The following is a 16,736-nucleotide window of genomic DNA, read 5'->3' as shown; positions in this document are numbered from 1 at the left end:
CTTTTAAAGATCCTTAGTTATTGTGATTAAAGCAATTAAGGCAGTGGAATGATGATAGACATGACGAATTTGTTGCGTTCAATCGACAACAACCACAAAGGGCTGCAATTGCTGTTAGGCGACTTTTATAAGAACTTCTCGGACGCACCAATGAACATAGAGACACTTCATAAAGGGAATCGTTTTGACGAACTCAACAACTACTCTAAAAAATTGAAGACCATCTTAACGTTGTTATGTGACCAAGACCTGCCGCCAAAAATGGCTAAGCTAGAACATTTGAGCAAACACGAGTTCCCTGCACCGGAAGCGCTTTTAGAGGATGTAAAAACTGAACTACAAAACGTCAATCGACAAATCAATCACTTGCTGGATATTAAGGAAGTGGTCGATGACAAGTCATCGAGGTAGGTCATGAGTAATAACCAAATAGAGCACCACCTTAGAAAAGCACTCGTTTCTAATAACGAGGCTTCGAAGGTGACGGCAGATGACACCATCGTACTTGCGAGTGCCATGACCAGCGTTCATAAAACCTTGCTCATCATCTTCCTGCTCGCTTTGGTCGCTATCGCCGTGGCGTCACAGGCGCGCATTGACATTGTCGTTTCTGTGCGTGGTGAGCTGCTGTTGGAATCTGACGTTGAGAAGGTTCAACACTTAGAAGGCGGCATTTTAGAAGAGCTGTTAGTCAGAAAAGGTGAAGTTGTATATGAAGGTCAACCTATTGCCCGAATCCGCTCACTCGACCGCAACACCCAACTCGATACCGTGAACACCGAAATCATTCAGTTAGAACTCGACAAGATTCGTTATGAAAGCTTGCGCGACATGATCGAACCAAACTTTGCATCTTATATCGAAAAATATCCAGAACAAGTCCAAGTCAACATGAACACTTGGCAACAAGAATTTTCCAAAAACCGTTCAAACGAAGAGCTCATCACTCACGATATTAAGCACAAGAACTCGTTAATTCGTTCAATGCTAAAGCGTCGCAAAAGTTCAGAAAATCAACTATCTCTAATACGCAAACAGCTCAACATCAAAAACACGCTCTATAAAGAAGAGATGGCGTCTTATGTCGATGTTCTCAACATGAAAGTACAAGAGTCCAATATGGTACGTGAGATTGAGAACCTTGACGAGTCGGTCATGAACGAACGTTTTCAGCTCGACAAACTCGAGAAACAACATCGAGATTTGGTTGAGAACCGTAACTCCGAGTACCAAGCGCAAATCATTCAGGCCAATAAAGATCTCAAACTGAAACGGATCCTACAACCGCAGCATTCCGACAAGGTTGACCGCTTAATCGTCTACTCGCCAGTTGATGGTGTGGTCGACAAACTGCACTTCAATTTCCGTTCAGCTGTGATTCCGCCAGGCGAGAGTATCGCAGATATTGCCCCAATAAATAATTCGCTACACGGTGAAGCGAAGATCCCGCGTAAAGACATGGGGTTTGTTGAAATTGGCCAAGCGGTGAAAGTAAAAATGGATACTTATAACTTCGCAAAATATGGATTTGTTGAGGGAACCATCGCCTCAATCAGCCGTTCATCCTATGAAGAAGAAGATGCTGAATTCTATTTGGCAGAGATTGAGATTGATCGAAACTTTCTTGAACGAGGAGGCACTCAATACAAGTTATCGCCTTATATGGAATTTACCGCCGATGTAAAAACAGGCTCGCGTCGCGTGATCGAATACGCAGCGAAACCTGTGATGTCTGCCATCGAAGATGCATTCGATGAGAGGTAATCAATGAGCGGAAAACCTTCTTATAACATTTCCGTACCCGCTCTACGTCTGAGCATATTGTTCAGCGTGGTACTGGCGGCGCTCGCTTTCTATTTATACTTTTCTTGGTCGAAAGTCGATTCGGTTGCGCAAGTGCAAAGCGCCCCACTTCTGATACAAGCCCAAAAGCTCAATCAGACCATAGAACTGGACATCCAAACCTTACAGTACTGCTTACAAGCCAATAATTGCAGTGCCAGTGACTTGAGCCTTTCTACCTTGAAGAGTGAAATCGATGAGTTTAGGTCTTTGGCTTCTTTGAACAAAACTGAATTTAGTTTGGTTGGCGCGACTGAATACACCCAACTTGAATTAGCTATCAATCGCTTTTCCGACAGTACGAAAACACGCAACGACGTACTCGACTTATACCTGTCGCTGACGAACAACTACCTGCAGATGGACGACAACTACCGCACCATGTTTAACAACCATGCAAGCGACTTAATGTCAGAGAAAAACGAGTTCTTTGTCTGGTTGCTTATGGTGGTCATGATATTGGCCGTGATTGCCGTTTTTTCTAACTCAGTTGCCATGTTGAAACTGAAGAAATCCAGCTCTAACGAGCGAGAAATCGACTATGAGTTTGATGCGCTCTATCAAGAGCTAAAGGAACTCGATTTACAAAGACTCGAAGAGCTTCTTAATGAAGTGAGCATCAACCCCAAACAACGCCAAATCTACTCTCACCTCAAGCTGATTTTTAGTAAATTGGAAGACCAAAAACGCAATAATGATCTCTACAAACAGCTTTACGCACTGATTGGTTACGAGATTCGCGGAATCACCAACACCATCAACGGTGGAGTCCAATATCTGGTTCAAGAAACCGATGAAAACGGCGTATTGATGGCGAAGGATATTACCTCTGCGTGTAGTACCTTGTCTGAGTTAGCAGAAAACTATAACCGATTGATTTCACAGGGTACGGAAAGTAAGTCGAAAGAATTTTCTCTACTGAGCGTGTTGTCTGAATTGATGATTCATATCAGCGCCAAAGTTCAGAGAAACGAAGGTCAACTTGACTGCTTTATCTCTGACAATTTGCCGAACCGTGTTGAAGGCCAATCCACCAGCTTATTCTGGATATTGTTCCTGCAGCTTTCTAACGCCATCCAACTTAAATCAAACAAGAAGTTATTCGTGACGATAGAGTCTGGCGCGGCTTCCGATATGGAAAATACGCGTGTCACCATCAATCTCAACTTCCTTTCAACGTTGGATGTATCTGTAGCTAAGCTCAATAAGCTTCATTGGAGCGCTCACAAGCACCATACCGCTAACACCGACGACTTAGCGAAAAGCGTTTTAAAAGATTACGGCTATTACGAAAGTCACTGGTTCCAATCGGGTACACAAGAACGTTTTCAGATCGAGCTTGATCTCAAGGCTAAGAATTTCCATACAGAGAAAACACGCTTCGACGGCAAGCGTTTACTGCTTTGCGCCAATACACAAGTTCGTATCGATGTAATGAAGAAAATGCTCAGTAACTTGGGGCTTGATATCACTGAAATCCGCACTGCAAATGAGTTGTTTTCAGCGGCGAAGACCTTTGGTGAGTACGATGCCATCATGCTGACCGATACCTTTGAACCTAACAAGCTGCCATCACTGAGCAAAACGGTGAAATCTCAACTTAAGAGTCATCCAAATACCAAGCTGTTGCTGTCAGTAACTAATACTCAGCATGCACAAGAGTGTCACAGCTTCGTCGATAAGATCATCAACTCCCCTGCGATTCCTTACGAGTTTATTCCGAACTTACTTACCATTATGGAAGCAGAAGCATCAGAAGAGCAGATGGAGAACAGTTCGTTCCTTATCGTAGAGGATGACCGAGTTCAGCAGATCTTACTTAAACGAATCCTCACCAAACAAGAGTATGAACCAGACACGGTTGGCGATGGCGCTGACGCAGTGGAGCACTTCATGAATAAACGTTCTGACATCATCTTCATGGACTGCATTATGCCAGGTATGGGGGGCATTGAAGCGACTAAACGCATTCGCCAATTTGAACAAGATAACGAGAAAAGCCCTTGCACCATCATAGGGGCAACCGCATTGACCAGCAGTAATGAACACCAGGCTTGTATTGAAGCCGGAATGGATTACGTGATCAGCAAACCTTACAAAAGCGACCAAATCATCAAGGTGATCAACAAGTATGTGGCGGTACAGAAACTTAACTAGCAGCATTATGGCTGCGCTTGCATTCAGCACGATACCTTCAGCATCGGCGACGACCCTGCTTGAGGCAGTAGAACTCGGCCTGCAAAACAGCCTGTCTCTTCGTGCCAGTGATAAAGGTGTGGAAGAGAACGAATACAATATTGGGATCAGCCGATCTAAGTTTCTTCCTTCACTCAATGGTGCAGCCGATACCACATGGAATGAAAACGAAACCTTGTTATCAAGCGTGCCCGACGAAACCTCTAGCTATAACTCAAACAGCTACAGCCTTTCCCTTTCCCAATCGATATTCAATCTGGGTGATATTTTTAAATATGGCACGGCAAAACTCGACTTTAATATCGAAGAGATTAAACACGAGAACAAAATCCAGAGCACCATTTCTGAAATCGGCTCTCAATACTTCGAGTATTTGAAAAACAATGCGCAAATAAAAGCGACCAAAGTCGAACTTAAGTCGTCTGAGACTCGTGAACATCAGATGCGACGTAACGTAGAATTGGGGAACACAGCCGCCAGTGAGCTGTACGAAGTTATCGCTCAAAAAGAAGGCGTGTCGAATCGATTAAGAACCTTGCAAAAAGATCGCCGTGTCATTCTCAACGGGCTATCCATTCAGATTCAGTACCCTATCACTCCGTCACAAGACATATACGAAAGTGTGCCTTTAAAAGAGATAAACGAAACCGAACAACGCTCTATCATGGATCAAGCGTTAAAGCTCAACAACGACTTGTTAGTGGCGAAGAAAAACGTCGAGAGAAGCCGCAGAAGCTTAAAAGAAAGCGGTTCGAACTTCTTACCTACCGTGTCACTTTCAGCCAATTATCGTCATGATGACGCCAATAACTACGACAAAACCGACATCACAGCGACAGGTGAAAGTAACTCAACCAGCGTTGGCTTAAATCTAGCCGTTCCTATCTTGTCTGGTGGCTCTGATTACTACGGATATCAAAAATCATCGACCGCCATCGAGCGTACCGAACTGCTTTACCAAGACTCCCTTTACACCACCCGTAACAGCGTAAATACTGCAGTGCTCAACATTAATGATTTCTCGCAATCTATCAGCAGTTACGAAAACATCATTCGCGCCAACTATGCGTCTTATAAAGGGATCCAAAGGGCTTACCAGTTAGGCACCCGTACCATCACCGATTTGCTTGCCGCAGAAAGTAAGCTATTCAGCGCCTTAAGAGATTATGAAAGCGCACGATACGACTACATCATCGAAACCATCAAGCTCGAACAAACAAAAGGCTTACTCTCGATTCAATCTATCGAAAGCATCATGCAATTAATGAGTGATATCGAAGGGCGAAACAATCAAGAATTAGTGCCTAAACACCTTCTCTCAACTGAGTCGTTGAAAACAGGAGGTCGTAATGCAAACTGAGCAGTTTTCTCAAAAGATCAATACGGCAGATAAGTGTTATCTAACTTTCTCTACGATAATTTCCACTCTGTTTGGCTTGGTGTTGCCCTTTTCTATTCTGATCATTTTTGACCGAGTATTACCCAATCAAGCACAAGACACGTTGTTCTTGCTGTTCGCGATTATCTTGATTTCTATCTTCCTCGACTACCACCTGAAAAATCAGGAAGAAAAGATTTCCTCTGTCATCATGAGGCAGTTTGAGACCAACTTAACCAACAAGGTGTTCCAATCAATATGTTTGGCTGAAATCTCTAAATTTCGCCGCTTAGAACCGGGCGAATACCTAGAACGAATCTCAACCATTCCTGAGTTGAAAACCTTCTTTGGCGGCGAATCAGTTCGAGCCCTGATAAACCTTGCTGTCAGCGTGATCACCATCCTCATTATTGGTCTAATCAACATATGGGCTGGCGTGACGCTTCTGATTGCCTCGCTCACCTTAGCCATTTTCGCTTGGAGCCTTTCTAAACAAAAGATTGGCAGCCTACAAAATAAGTCCGATATAGAAGGATTAACCACTTCTAAAATCATTGAAATTATATCTAGCCCCCTAGATATCAAAGCGAGAAATATGGAATACCGCGTTGAAAGCCTGATGACACAAATGGTCGAAGAGCGTGAAGTGGAGAACATCAAATACGAACAGATTGAATCGAACTTTGGCTTGATCTTGGCGCTCATCCAACAGCTTTCCATTGCTTGCGTTGTTGTAGTACTAGCAACCGCCGTTATCAACATGGAATCAAGCCAAGGAATCATGGCCGCGATCATCATGCTGACCAACCGTTACTTCGCGCCCTACCAACAAGTGATGCGTACCGCGAGTCGTTGGGAATTAAACAAACTCCACATACAACGTATCGCCGAGCTTCTTGAGTTGGCAGCGTCTGTTGAACACCAACATGAGACAACGGAAGTAGAACGTATTTCTGTTAAATACTCAGAAAAACAGCGTATTGAATTCGAACTCGGACAAGCCTATTTACTGACAGGGAAAAGCGGCTCAGGCAAGACTCATCTCGCCAACTGTATTACGCGGCAGAACAGCGATAACAAACTGGACATTATGATTAATGACACGCCTTTAAATGACGTCAATTACAACGTTTGGCGTAACAGCGTGCTAATGGTTGATAAAACAAGCTCGTTCGTAGAAGGGACGATTATCGATAATCTCACCTGTTTCCGACCAAGCTTGAATAACACGGCGTTTGCACTGTGTGAAACGATGAACATCAAGGCGCAAATTGACGGGCTTCCTGCCGGTTTTTATACAGAACTCAAAGGGCACATGCGCAATCCATTCTCTCGCCAAGTTGGATATGCTCTGCTATTAGTCCGAGCCCTGCTCGCCAGTAAATGTGTATTGATATTTGATGATATCGATTGTGTATTTGATGAGGAATTTGCACGGGTTGTGCTAACCAGTACAGCTTATCGTGCCAATGACAAAATCCTAATCATCGCCAGCAATAAAATGGACAAACTTAACCACCGCCTCAAACGCGTAAAACTTACCGGAGGTGACCAATGAGTATCCTTGTAGACTTCAATAATGTTCCACAACGTGTCTTGGATTTTGAATCTAGCGGATACGACGAACGTTACAGTCAATCTCCTCTTATTCGTGGTTTGGCCTACACCCTGATAGCACTCGAATGGGAAGGCACTCCTGCTATACTCAGCGATGCTTTTATTCCAAAATCTAAAGACGGCGACAGCTTTACAGCAACCATCGAGCGCCTTGGGTATCGCTGTGATGTGACCAAGCTAAAGACACTCGATAATATCGATAAGCACCCTCATCCATGCTTTATTGAAATAGAGAATCTAAGTGCGATTTTCTTAGGCACCAAAGATGGAAGGCTGCTGTTGTTTGATTACACAAACAACAACACCATTGAATACCCAATGTGTAAAAAGCCCTGTTTACTGATTGCTATTAGTGAATATTCTCGTCTGTTCCGAGAACCACCACCGGAATCTCAAGACAGAAGTAATTGGATTAAATACGCTTTTTATCGTTACAACAATGAACTCAAAAGCCTGATTATCTTGAGCTTCGTGATCAGTATTCTAGGTGCGTTGCAGCCGTTCTTTATTATGAGCGTGTATAACTTCGCTCTTACTTCTAGCTCTCAAGCAACACTCTATTGGCTAACCTTATTTGCTGTGATTGTTGGCTTCTCGGAGTATTTCTTTAAGAAGATGCGAGTCAACATCATTGCCACCTCCGGTAAAGATCTCGCGGTACACATATCCCAAGCCGTAATATCGAAGCTTCTTTGGTTGCCGTACGCGATGACATCAACCGCAGGGGTCTCGTCACAATTGGCTCGTTTGAAAGATATCGATACCTTCCGACGCTTAGTGACAGCAGAATCGACCCTCAGCTACTTTGATATGCCGTTTGTGATTGTGTTTATCATCGCGATAGCCCTGATGTCTGGCACAGCTGCTCTCGTGGTAATGGGCGGCTTAATATTGATGTTGGTGTTCTGTGTTTACTCACGCTATATCTACTCGCAAGCCACATCTAAAAGCTCGCGCGCCAATGCGATGGTCTCGTACCAATGGAATGAAATCCTGCGTGGTATCAAGACTATCCAAGGGCTACCTTTACTTCGTGTCGTTCAATCTCGATTTAGTGCCTCACATATGCAAAGTTCCAACGATGCCGAGAATGTTGCCGTGACTAACAGTAAGATTCAGGCCGCTGGCGGCAGTTTGATACAGGTGATTGGTACTGCAAGTATTGTGACCGCTGTAATCGGTGTAATGGAAGGCACTTCTGACGCGGGTGCCATGTTAGCCACCGTTATTTTGGTTTGGAAAGCATTAGGCCCGATCATGGGTATCTATAATTCAATTTCTAAGTTTCAATCCATAAAGGCGTCATCGGCACAAATCAACAATTTAATGTCGATGAATGATGACAAGCTGACTTTGGAGAAGAGCCCACCTATTCGCCTGTTCCAAGGCAGTATTGTGGGCAGCGGTGTAAGTCATCGTTACACAGGCGCAGCAACCGGCTTAACCAACTTGGGGTTCAAGATACCCCCAAGCGCAAAAGTCGTCATTTGTGGCCCAACTGGCTGTGGAAAAACGACGCTAATTTCCATCATTGCGGGGCTAGAAGATCGCTATCAGGGCGCAGTGTCTGTCGATGGTTACAACATCAAGCAGTTCAACAGCTACCGCTATCGCACATCGATAAACTACATCCCTTTTAATTTACATATTTTCGAAGGTTCGCTAGAAACCAACTTCATTCTGCATAACGGACTCATTCCAACAGAGAAGATGCAAGAGATGGTGAGCTTCTTCGAATTAGATGAATGGCTCCCGGAAGGTTTAGCTACTCAGTTAAACGTGGACAAATGCAAAAGTCTTCCCAACGGCATTCAGCAAAAGCTGCGTTTAGCGCTTGGTTTAGGTAACTGTGAGCAATCTCTGATCATCATTGATGAACCGTTCAACGGAGCGGAAAATGAAAACTCGCAGTATTTTAACCGCTTGTTCAGCGATAAGTTGTTGAACAAAACAGTCATTTTTTCAACCAATGACCCCGGTTTGATCGCCACTTCCAACATGAGTTTGGTTCTGGAACTAGATGGCAATTTAAAATATTTTGGCTTAACAGACAAATACTTAAACAGTTTAAGTTAACTACAACGACGCTTATTCACAAATTACTCGTTAGATAAATGGATATAATTGACAAAACCATAAGTGAGAGAGATGATTCGGTCTCAAATTACGTTTAACAGGGAAGCAAATGTACACATTCGTTGCAGACAAGCTTGATGTAGCTTACTTATCCGCAATTCCTGAAAACCACCAACTTCAGGGCTGCGATGTGCCTGAAGAAGAGATCGAACTTAGAGAAATCGTTGAGATTTGGTATGAGTGTGCATTCCTACCCGCTTTCAATCTTCAGAAAATTGATATCGCAAACAAAGCCGAACTGACCGTAATACAAACACAAGTTCTAAATAACGATACAAGTACTCTCGCCTTCCTACTCAAAAACAAAGTTTATCGAGCAGCGTTAAACAGAATTTTGGGTATTTGGACACTAGAGCCTTCTGCTAAAACGGCGCTAGAACAACTTCTATTTGAAGTAAATCAAGACAACAATCACTCTCACTAAACTGTTTTCAAAGTTATTCCTCAATAAGCATATAGAATAAACCAACCACCCACCGCTATAAACGAGTAGAAATAGGATCCCTTTCAAAATAAGCTCTGGAATCACAAGAACTTATACCCCTCCCACACTTCCATTAAATATACCGTCTCAAAGTTTCCATATCGGCATTTTTATTCTACTGTTTTTATATAAAAACAGTTGGATGGATCCTTATATGGCGATTACGGTCTGGAATAACCTTTCAGTCAAACATAAACTCTTTGGCTTAGTTCTACTTCCCGTTTCACTACTGCTTTTTCTCGCAGGCAGACAAGCTTTTATCTTGACGACTCAGTTAACCGATTTTGAACGAACCAGTCAGCTATCTGCCTACCTCCAAGATATTTCGCTCCTGTATCGAAGCTCATCAGCTTCTAGCCCTGAAGAGTTCGCAGCACAAAGCAGCCAAGTAAAAGCAGAATTAAAAAACCTATCGCCAATCATTTTCTTAGATACTTCAAATGAAATGAATCAGTTAGTAGCTGACTTCAGCGAAGCAACACTTTCGACAATTCAAGCTATCGACAGTTACGATAAGTTGGATGCACTCGAATGGCAGAGCGATTTATACAAACAATTATTGCTAGAAGTCGAGAAGGTCCCGTTTGAAAACACCAAGCGTGAAATTCAACAACACCTCACGGCATTGCAGCAGCTAGAATGGTTAATGTTTTGGTCAAACGAGGAGTTCAAACTGGGCACCTCACTGATTGAGATATTTCAAAGCAGCCAAGAATACGATCCTGAACTTGCAGAGCAAATCGAGACTCTGAGTGAAAGGCAGCAACTGTTTTTAGAACGCTTTGTTTCGTTGAATGCCAATGAGCATCAGGTATCTTTAATGGTCGAAGTGTTTAGAAATGATGTCTTTGCTCAAAGCCAAGAAATCCGAACTGCTCTACTTGACCTGAACGCCATCAGCCAACTTACTCCACAAGAAATATCTGTTGGTCTAGAGGCCATGAGTGCTCGACTCAACTTATTGCAAAGCCTTGGCGGTGTCATTAAGCAAGAATTCCAAACAGAGGTTGCCCAAGCGATTTCAGACGCTCAAATGGAGCGAACCCTGTTTATTTCCATCGTAGCCTTACTCGCTACCCTTGTTATGGGTTTAACCTTAAGCTTAGCGAGACAAGTGACGAACAACCTTGGACTCGTCCTTAACTTTTTAAAAAGTGAAAACGATCAAACTCGCCCCTCTTTACAAAAACTCATTCAAGGTAAAGATGAGCTCAGTTTATTTGCTCAACAGGTCGAACGACTCACCATCGAAAGAGAGTACGCTAAAGAAAAGCTAACCCAAGCCAAAGAAGACGCAGAAAAAGCGAAAGATCACGCAATACAAGCCAGCAAAGCGAAAAGCAGCTTCTTAGCCAACATGTCTCATGAAATTCGAACACCTCTCAATGGCGTCATAGGTATTTCAGAAATACTGGCTGATACCCCACTAACACCAACACAACGCGATTACGTTGATACCATCGAAACCTCATCACAACTGCTGCTGAGCTTAATCAACGACATTTTAGATTTCTCCAAGATCGAATCTGGAATGTTACTGATAAGTCCACATTCAGCATCCATTAGAGAATCGATATACCCCTATCTGGCAGGGTAGTTGTCACTGTTAAAATTTAACCAGTCTGGGCGATAAAGAGTAATTGTGTCTCGTATCTCAATAGAAAGAAAAGAAGCTATATTGAAGAAGCTATTACCTCCCTATTCGATGTCAGTTAAAGAAGTGTCGGAAGAGGAAGGAATCAGTACTGCGACCCTGTATCATTGGCGCCAGCAACTCAGACGTTCAGGAGCCGCCGTGCCAAATAGTAACACTTCATCAGAGCAGTGGTCTGCTCAAACTAAACTAGCCATTGTCGCTGAAACCTACTCAATGACAGAAAGTGAACTCAGCCAATATTGTCGTGAAAAAGGCCTTTTCCCAGAACAAATCCAAAGCTGGCGCAGCGAATGTATGCAAGGGTTTAAGTCGAGTAAAGAGCACGAAGCTGAAGCAAAGAAGCAGGCTAAAGCTGACAAACTTGAAATCAAAGAGTTGAAGAAAGATTTACGACTCAAAGAAAAAGCACTCGCTGAAACGGCCGCCCTCTTGGTACTAAGAAAAAAGCTGAGAGCCTTTTACGGGGAAGAGCCAGAGGACGACTAACCTCAACCGATGAAAGGCAGACCATAGTGACTCTTATCCTTGAAGCGAAGCAATGTGGATGTCGTTTAGAGCCAGCTTGCCATGAAGTTCAAATCGACTTGAGAACATATCGTCGCTGGTATCAGCAAGGAGAAGTACAAGCTGACAAAAGGCCAATATGCCTCAGGCCTGAGCCTGCTAATAAGCTGTCGCAGGAAGAGCGTGATGCGATAATCGAGGTGTGTAACCGCTCAGAGTTCGCAAGCTTGCCTCCAACTCAAATCGTCCCGACATTGCTTGATAGAGGTGAGTACATCGCCTCTGAGTCGAGCTACTACCGAGTGTTGAGTACGCAGGGGCAACTTCACAAGCGAGGTCGTCAGCGGAGCAGACAGAAGCAAGCGAAGCCAACCAGTTACACAGCGACGGACTCGAACCAAGTCTATACTTGGGATATCACTTACTTACCCTCAAAGGTTCGAGGTCAACATTATTACCTGTATGTCATTGAGGACATCTACAGTCGAAAAATTGTTGGTTATGAAGTGTATGAGCATGAATGCGGTGAGCTGGCGTCACAACTTCTGCAAAGGACGTTGATGCGAGAGCAGTGCTTTAATCAAGCGCTGGTTCTTCACTCGGATAATGGTGCGCCAATGAAGTCGTTGACGTTCAAAGCTAAAATGGAAGAGTTAGGTATTACCTCGTCATATAGTCGCCCAAGAGTCAGTGATGATAACCCTTATGTCGAGTCATTGTTCCGTACAGTTAAGTACATGCCAAACTGGCCAACAAAGGGCTTTGAAAGTCTCGATAGTAGCCGAAGTTGGGTTGAAGCCTTCGTACTCTGGTACAACACCGAGCACAAGCACAGTAAGCTAAATTACGTCACGCCTTCAGAGCGTCACAATGGAAAAGATAAAGAGATCTTGAAGCGTCGTGTAGAGGTATTGTTCGCTGCAAAACAGCGAAAGCCTGAGCGGTGGTCTGGTGATATCAGGAACTGTGCGCCTGTTGGTGACGTTCATCTGAATCCAGAAAGAGAAGCTGCTTAATAAGCAAGCAAATGATGACAACTACCTTGAAAAACACCGATACGACATCGCTTCTATTGTTGCACCAAAAGCAAAAGAGCAGAAAATTTCAGTTGACGTCGACATCAGCCCTGATACCCCAGCTCGAGTGATGATAGACGATCACCGATTGAGACAGATCTTGATGAATTTCATGTCTAATGCCGTAAAATTTACGGCTGAAGGTGGTGTAACGCTGTCCATTCAGACGCTTAACAAGACTGAAAGCGAAGTCACGATTCGATTCGCAGTACGAGACACGGGTATTGGTATCGACAAACAGCAACAGAAACAGATATTCGAGCCCTTTGCTCAAGAAGATGACTCAACTACACGTCAATTTGGTGGTACTGGGCTTGGCCTAGCCATCAGTACTCAGTTAGTTGAGCTTATGGGCGGACAGATTCAACTTAATTCCGTAAAAGGTGAAGGTAGCTGTTTCTACTTCGATTTAGAACTACCGGTTGACTTAATATTACCAAAACCAAGTACCGCGAGCGCTGATATTTACGTGCTAGGTAAGGAGAATATGCTCTCTGAGCGAATAGAATGTAACCTTAATCTTTATGACCTAAACGTAGTTCAGCGAACGAAGGACACAGTTAGGCTCACCGAACAACTCGCGACTCAGAAACACAATAAACCAATCACTGTCGTTTTCGCTGAAGACGATACTTTTCAAGCCAACAATTACTCAAATGAATTAAATCGACTGCATAATAATGGAATCACAATCTGTTTGATTCGCTCATTCTTAAGCGAGCCAGTAGATTTAGGCAATTGCATCACAGCTCAAGTATCACAACCTTTACTAGGCTTGCGATTAATTAAAGCCGTCGAGCTTTGTGATACACAAGGCTTAGCAGAGCTGTCTGAGACGACTCAACAACCTTTAGAGATACAACACAAAATCCTTATCGTCGAAGACAATAGAATTAACCAAAAGATTGCTGGTCTTCATGTGGGAAAAAGTGGTTTCGAATTCGAGTTTGCTAACAACGGCCAAGAAGCCATAGACAAGTTTACCGCAAATCCTCATTATGCAGCGATCCTGATGGACTGCATGATGCCTGTTATGGATGGTTTTGAAGCTACGAGTAATATTCGACGAATTGAACTAGAAACAAAAGCTACACGCCGTATTCCGATCATTGCCTTAACCGCCAGTGTGATTGATGACGATATTCAGAAGTGTTTCGACGTAGGCATGGACGATTACGTGCCAAAACCTTTCAAGTTCGAAATGTTAAAGGAGAAAATACTCACCGCTGTTGAAGCAATGCCGCTTGCCAACAGGAATGTTTCCCCGACCACATCAAAAACGTCTACGGTCACTCCCATTCACAACGCCAGCTCTGCTAAACAAACCTTACCGGAAGAACTCAAGCAAAAAACGATACCTAGAAAATCCGAAAGAATACTACTTGTAGAAGATAACCGAGTTAATCAGAAAGTGGCTTCTTTGATGTTAACTAAGGCTGGCTATGCTTTTGAACTTGCAGAGAATGGACAAATCGCCGTAGATATGTATCAAAACGACAGTGGTTTCGACGTTATTCTCATGGATTGCATGATGCCAGTGATGGACGGCTTCACCGCAACAAAAGAGATACGTGAATACGAGAAAAATCTAGGCTTAAGCAAAACTCCTATCATCGCGTTAACCGCCAGTGTTATCGATGATGATATCCAAAAGTGCTTTGATTCAGGCATGGATGGGTACGTAGCGAAGCCCGTGAGAAAAGAGAAACTATTCCATCAAATAGAAAGTGCGACTTGTTAGGAGAAACCAATGGATTGGATCAGAACGATTAAAGCACTCCCTTGCAGAGTTATGCTATCAACAGCAATTGGGCTGTTAGGGAGCCTACTCCTTGCCACCCCAGTGCATGCAGCGGAAGATTACGCGATTTTTTCTTTAGATTCTGGGTTTGAAGAGATAACAATAAATAAAGCGAGAAAGCTATATCGAGGAAAAACCAAGCGTCTGAACGGCAAGCGTGTAGAACTATCAGATTGGCCTGAAAACAGTACCGAAAGAGAAGATTTTTATCAGTTACTTCTCGGCAAAAATGCAGCTCAAATGAACGCACACTGGGCTGGCTTATCTTTTTCAGGGAAAGCGCGTTACCCAAGAGAAATCAAACAGGCTTCAACAGACAGCCTAGTCGATTGGCTCGACGACAAACCCAACCGCATTGGTTATTCACCACTCTCGACGGTTCCTCAAAATGCCAACGTTTTGTACGTTATAAGTTCGGAGAAATAACATGAAAAAAATAATCACGTCAGTGCTATGTGCTTCAATAGCCTCTCCGGCCTTTGCTATTATTGAGTTTACCGATAATTTATCGTTGAGCGGATTTGGCTCTACATCTTGGGCAAAATCAGATAACGACAACCCCTTAATTATTACCCGCGGCTTTACCGATGAAAACTGTTACGACTGCGATACTACATTTGGGGTACAACTCGACTATTTTTACAATTCATTCAAAGCTTCCGTGCAAGTTGTCAAACCACCACAATACGATTGGAGTGAACCACAACTCGAGTGGGCTTATCTTGGCTATGAGTTTAACGACCTTGATGTAAGTGTTGGGCGTCTGAGGCTCCCGTTATTTCTCGCGTCTGAATACTATTATGTAGGCCAAGCTTACATGACAGCAAGGCCGCCTACAGAGGTCTACAACAGCGTACTTGGCATCACGGCGTTCAATGGTATTAAAGTGAACTGGACTCATGATGTGAGCGATGAAGCGACCTTGTTACTCTCCCCGTTTGTTGGAATTAAGGATAAGAATGATGTCGAGTTCAATTCATCAACCAAGCTTGAATTTGAAACCAATCGAATGTTCGGAGCGAACTTGCAGCTTAGTGGTGAAGATTATCGTTGGAACATATCTTTCCTAGATTCAAATTTTGACCAAACGGTTAAAATCAAAAACATTGGCTCTCTTCCAACAGATAACAATCAGCATATCCAACTTTGGTCTCTAGGTGCAGAATATGAGTTTGGTCAGGCCATCTTTGCCAGTGAGGGGCAAATCAGTGACTTCAATTCTTCTATGTATGCAAGCCTTGGTTATCATTTAGGTCAATTTACCCCATACCTTGTATACGGGGCGCAATTCGACGCCAATGAACACTTAAATGGTAACAGTTATCTTATTGGTGTGGACTACGATGTACTGCCAAATGTATCTATCAATGGTGAAATTCAGTACTTTGAAGCTCATAAATCAAGAGGTGCCTTTATCGAAGATTTCAGTTCACTCAATACTTTTGATGACAAAGACGCGATGCTTTATACCGTCATGTTGAGCTTCGTGTTTTAACCCACGATAAAAAATCGTATCCATCAAAACATTGGTCAACGCGACTATTAGTCATCAATAACAATAGTGATTAAAACCAAAAGCCCAAGGTAATCAAATAACCTTGGGCTTTTTAATGCTGGTAAGTAAGCAACGCTTAGTATTTAAATAATACTTTCACGTCGCCTGTTAAAGCGGCTTCATCTACATAACCAATTGCATTGGTTTTTGAAGCAACCGTTATAATTGCTTCGTTGTAGTCTGAAACCTGGATTGGAGCTTCAGCTTTACCGGTAAATACAAGTCGCGACCACGCTGATTGAAGTTGTGATTCGCTGCGTCCCGTTGCCACCTCATGGAAGGCAAGTCTGCCTTCAGAACCATCAGCTAACTCGATGATCTGTGCTTTAGTACCATTCGATAGCTTGCTTTTCTTACCCATGAATAACTTTTTAACGTCTGATTTAGATAAAGAATCAACGCCAGCATTGTTACCAATCACTACCATTCCAGCAGAAGCGTTAAATGAAAGAACCGCTACGGTTATTGCTGCCAGTAAACTTTTCATATG

The 16,736-nt window shown here is 43.3% G+C and carries 11 protein-coding genes and 2 pseudogenes; 12 read left to right on the top strand and 1 reads right to left on the bottom strand.

Annotated elements, in window-relative coordinates:
• Nucleotides 1–48: 48 nt before the first annotated feature.
• From OCW38_RS17480 to OCW38_RS17425, 12 genes and pseudogenes are all read left to right on the top strand, one after another.
• Nucleotides 49–411, top strand: coding sequence for a hypothetical protein (locus OCW38_RS17480; RefSeq protein WP_016768822.1), 363 nt, complete (start codon nucleotides 49–51; stop codon nucleotides 409–411).
• A gap of 3 nt (nucleotides 412–414) precedes the next feature.
• The gene (locus OCW38_RS17475) at nucleotides 415–1,764 is read left to right on the top strand and encodes an HlyD family type I secretion periplasmic adaptor subunit (RefSeq protein WP_010429317.1); all 1,350 of its coding nucleotides are present in this window, start codon (nucleotides 415–417) and stop codon (nucleotides 1,762–1,764) included.
• A gap of 3 nt (nucleotides 1,765–1,767) precedes the next feature.
• Nucleotides 1,768–3,999: an ATP-binding response regulator gene (locus tag OCW38_RS17470; protein ID WP_010429315.1), complete on the top strand. Its 2,232-nt coding sequence runs from the start codon at nucleotides 1,768–1,770 to the stop codon at nucleotides 3,997–3,999.
• Entirely contained in the window at nucleotides 3,974–5,398 is a 1,425-nt protein-coding gene (locus OCW38_RS17465) for a TolC family protein (protein ID WP_016797989.1), read from the top strand. Before OCW38_RS17470 ends, OCW38_RS17465 begins: the two co-directional genes overlap by 26 nt.
• A complete protein-coding gene (locus tag OCW38_RS17460) occupies nucleotides 5,388–6,974 on the top strand; it encodes an ABC transporter transmembrane domain-containing protein (protein ID WP_016768819.1) in 1,587 nt (528 codons plus the stop codon). Before OCW38_RS17465 ends, OCW38_RS17460 begins: the two co-directional genes overlap by 11 nt.
• A complete protein-coding gene (locus tag OCW38_RS17455) occupies nucleotides 6,971–9,109 on the top strand; it encodes an ATP-binding cassette domain-containing protein (protein ID WP_016792798.1) in 2,139 nt (712 codons plus the stop codon). The genes OCW38_RS17460 and OCW38_RS17455 overlap by 4 nt, the downstream gene beginning before the upstream one ends.
• A gap of 109 nt (nucleotides 9,110–9,218) precedes the next feature.
• Nucleotides 9,219–9,593 carry a hypothetical protein gene (locus OCW38_RS17450; RefSeq protein ID WP_010429308.1) on the top strand — a complete coding sequence of 125 codons (375 nt, stop codon included), beginning with the start codon at nucleotides 9,219–9,221 and terminating at the stop codon, nucleotides 9,591–9,593.
• A gap of 214 nt (nucleotides 9,594–9,807) precedes the next feature.
• Nucleotides 9,808–11,232: pseudogene (locus OCW38_RS17445) on the top strand (histidine kinase dimerization/phospho-acceptor domain-containing protein); the annotation flags it as partial.
• A gap of 63 nt (nucleotides 11,233–11,295) precedes the next feature.
• Nucleotides 11,296–12,830 (top strand): IS3 family transposase gene (locus OCW38_RS17440; RefSeq protein ID WP_391852436.1). Its coding sequence is split into 2 segments (ribosomal slippage): nucleotides 11,296–11,749 and nucleotides 11,749–12,830, totalling 1,536 coding nucleotides; the frame shifts between segments, so codons are not numbered across the junction.
• A 40-nt stretch (nucleotides 12,831–12,870) separates the two neighbouring features.
• Nucleotides 12,871–14,631 (top strand): annotated as a pseudogene (locus tag OCW38_RS17435) (response regulator); the annotation flags it as partial.
• 9 nt (nucleotides 14,632–14,640) lie between these two features.
• On the top strand, nucleotides 14,641–15,117 hold the full coding sequence (locus OCW38_RS17430; protein WP_010429302.1) for a hypothetical protein: 477 nt from the start codon (nucleotides 14,641–14,643) through the stop codon (nucleotides 15,115–15,117).
• A gap of 1 nt (nucleotide 15,118) precedes the next feature.
• Nucleotides 15,119–16,186 carry an ABC sulfate transporter permease gene (locus OCW38_RS17425; RefSeq protein WP_010429299.1) on the top strand — a complete coding sequence of 356 codons (1,068 nt, stop codon included), beginning with the start codon at nucleotides 15,119–15,121 and terminating at the stop codon, nucleotides 16,184–16,186.
• A gap of 136 nt (nucleotides 16,187–16,322) precedes the next feature.
• Here the strand turns inward: OCW38_RS17425 and OCW38_RS17420 are convergent, their stop codons facing one another.
• A complete protein-coding gene (locus tag OCW38_RS17420) occupies nucleotides 16,323–16,733 on the bottom strand; it encodes a phosphate ABC transporter substrate-binding protein (RefSeq protein ID WP_010429296.1) in 411 nt (136 codons plus the stop codon).
• Nucleotides 16,734–16,736: the final 3 nt, after the last annotated feature.

It is taken from the genome of Vibrio cyclitrophicus (genome assembly GCF_024347435.1).
In the GTDB taxonomy this organism is placed as follows: Bacteria; Pseudomonadota; Gammaproteobacteria; order Enterobacterales; family Vibrionaceae; genus Vibrio; species Vibrio cyclitrophicus.
Note: the sequence above shows the minus strand (reverse complement) of the source record. Positions and strands in the feature narration are given on the sequence as shown.